This is a genomic window from Sulfuricurvum sp. (genome assembly GCF_022759005.1).
Classification (GTDB): Bacteria; Campylobacterota; Campylobacteria; order Campylobacterales; family Sulfurimonadaceae; genus Sulfuricurvum.
In genome coordinates, this window is sequence record NZ_JAEMQA010000125.1 from 1 (window position 1) to 3,212 (window position 3,212).

Annotated in this window: 2 protein-coding genes; both read right to left on the reverse strand. The window is 39.8% G+C overall.

Annotated elements, in window-relative coordinates; translation table 11 throughout:
* Positions 1-103: 103 nt before the first annotated feature.
* On the reverse strand, positions 104-2,155 hold the full coding sequence (locus tag JHC35_RS07745; RefSeq protein WP_295043825.1) for an EAL domain-containing protein: 2,052 nt from the start codon (positions 2,153-2,155) through the stop codon (positions 104-106).
* Entirely contained in the window at positions 2,152-3,075 is a 924-nt protein-coding gene (locus JHC35_RS07750; protein WP_295043828.1) for a cytochrome-c peroxidase, read from the reverse strand. The genes JHC35_RS07745 and JHC35_RS07750 overlap by 4 nt, the downstream gene beginning before the upstream one ends.
* Between the last annotated feature and the right edge of the window lie 137 nt (positions 3,076-3,212).

A 3,212-nucleotide genomic window follows, 5' to 3' on the forward strand; every position in this document is an offset into this window, starting at 1 on the left:
CTATCCAAACCTATCTTCAGCAAAAACGGCTCAATCTTGAGTATTGTATCGATGCTCTTATTATCACGGATAACGAGATAGAGTGGATTGAAAATATTACTCTTTAAAGAGGGGAGGCAACAACGGGATGTGGAGCAGGTTCATAAAAATAGAATCCTTGTGCGTAATCAATCCCAAGCTCTGATACGATATTGGCAATCGCTTTGTTATGAACGAATTCGGCAACCGTCTCGATGGAGGCATTTTTGGTAAAGTTAACAATCGTTTGGACGATGGTGATAGCTTTATTATCGGTATCGAGATAGTGTATAAGGGACCCGTCAATTTTGATAATATCGATGGTCAGATTGAGAATGCGGGAAAAATTCGAATAGCCGCTCCCGAAATCATCAATAGCAATACGGCATCCGTAACGGTGCATTTTTTCAATGAAACGGGCAATACCTTCATACTCTTCGACTGCTTCGGACTCTAATATCTCAAAAATAATTCTGTTACCAAGGTTCTCATATTGTTCCAATGCTCTCTCGATCATCGCTACCGTTTCGCTGCTATTGATATCCTCGATAGAGAGATTAATGGAAAATTCTCCCGAATGCTCAGCAATAACTGCTAGGCTTTGCGCGATGATGGTGTGGGTAATTTGAGAATAGAGGTTTGATTCTTTTGCAATTGAGAGATACGGAAATATGGAGTGAACCTCTGTATCATTCATGATAATGCGTGCCAGTACTTCATGTTTGGTGACTGTGCAGGTTGAGAGATCTACAATCGGCTGAAAATAAGGGACAATCCGTTTTGCTTGAAGCGCATCTTTAAGTTCTTTGACTTTTGTAACATTGTCTTGGATGACTTGACGAAGATTGAGCCCTTCGTGATAGATGATAGGATTATTATGAGAATTGCTTTTAAGCGCCATATCCGCAGTTTCTAAAAGCGGCAGATAGGCCGATGCGGCAACGACGATGGAAGGGGAACGTATTTCATTATTGATAATAATCGGTGTTTCGGAAAATACGGATAAAACTTCTTTGGCCAATGCCTCGAGCGAATATGCGGAAGTCTGCTCAAATAAAATACCGAAATCATCGGCTCCCAGACGATAATAGGCAGGATTTGCTCCGGAAAAAGGCATTGTTCGGATATGCCTTGCTGTTTCAATCAGCAATTTATCCCCCTCCGATACACCATAAAAATCGTTGTAATGTTTGAATTTACTGATATTTATCAAGATGAGTCCCAGATCATTAAGGGAGTGATTGATCCGTTCTTCGTAGGCTTTACGATTTTGTAATCCCGTAAGTGTATCGGTTCGAGACTCTTTTTCACTTCGAAACAAAAAGTAGATGATAATTCCCAGACTGAGGAGGTACAAACCCATTAGAAAATAGGAGAATAAGATAATGAGTCGGAGCTCATGTTTAGATTCGTTAAGATAAATCTTTTTGATCTGTTGTAAAGTCGTTTGAGATATAGGATTGTTGATTTCATCCATCAATTGAAGATAGTGGGAAAAATAATATTCGATGACTTGAAAATTGGATATGACTCTTTGGGCGAGTTCTTCTTTAGCCTTATCATTGAAATGATATCGGGACAGCTCTTCGATATCGGGCTTCAAAGCGGTTATTAGACCAAGGTCAAGCGCATTTTTCCCAAGCAGGATCGTTCCGCTGATATGGTTCATGGTTTGTAATAACTGCCGTTCTTTCGGGTTGGAAGTATTCATTAGCTCCAAAACTCGCGCTTGTAACAGCGGAATGGCTGAGGTTGAATTTTTTATTACCGTATTGGTAGTTTGAAAATCGTAGATAGCGTTTACTTTGTGTTCGAAAACTTTAGAGTACTGTTTAAGCATAAATCGGGTTTTTGGATACTCTTGTATGATATGAGGATGTTGGATGAGGTATTTAATTTGCTGACGTATTTGATTAATTTGTGCATTGACGGCATCTTGGTTGGTGTAAAGAAAAAAGGTATTATGCAAAATTTGATAATCGAGTTTTTGCTGGGTTGTTTCGATGGAATTGATTTGGAGTTCAATGGCATTGCGTTCTGTAAAATATTCCATCGTAAATGTTTTAAATATAACCAAAGCAATAAAGGCACTTACGCCGAGAATGATTATCAGTGCGAATCTATACGTCAGTTTCATGGATATGCCTGAGCAGGAATCTCACCAGTAAGAGTATTTAGAAATGCGATCAGGGAATCGATTTCGGCAGGAGTGAGTTTGACACCTAAATTATGATAGGACATTTTTGTAATAGCATCTTCCAAGGTTGCGGTACTTCCATCATGAAAATAGGGTGCTGTAAGTGTAATATTACGTAATGTCGGAACTTTGAAAACATTTTTATCCTGTTCTCTTCCAGTTAGGGCAAACCGATCATCTATACGGGTGCTATGCTTAATCGGGACAATGGCGCCCATTTTTTGATAGGAGTTCCCGCCGACATTGACGCCGTTATGACAGCTGATACAACCAAGAGTTTTAAATAAAAGATACCCTTTGGCTTCATTGGGTGTAAGAGCTGCTTTTCCTTTTAAATAGCGGTCGAATTTTCCATTGGGAGTAATGAGTGTTTTTTCGTATTCAGCAATCATTTCGGCAATATCATCAGGTGTGACAGTGCTTCGTCTGGTAATTTTAGAAAATGAGTGGCTATAGGCGGCATCACTCTGGAGGCGTAATGCCGCTTCTTTCGGAGAAAGTCCCATTTCGACAGGATTGTGGATGGGACCTAGAGCTTGTTCCGTAAGATTTTTAGCTCTCCCGTTCCAAAATTGATTGAAATTAAAGACGGCGTTAAGAACTGTCGGCGCATTCATAGAACCCTTTTGTTGGCGAATTCCGGTCGAGACATTTTGTGCGTCGGTTCCCCCTTTAGAAAAATCATGGCAAGAGGCACAGCTTATTGTGTAGTCACGAGAGAGGATCGGATCAAAAAAAAGTTTTTTGCCTAACGCTGCTTTTGCAGAATCGTGTGGGATGCTTTGTGGAATTGGAGAGATCGGTTCTTGTGCATATAACAGAGTTGAAACCAGTATTATGATCATCAAAAGCACGTTCATATCGTTTGGCCCACTTTAGTTTGAAAATTAAGAGTTATTGTGGCGCAAACTACCTTAAAACATTTCTAAAACTATGCATGCCCTGAGAAATAATGTGAGAGTAATGCAATAAGTCATTTTAAAGATTGGGGCGTTAT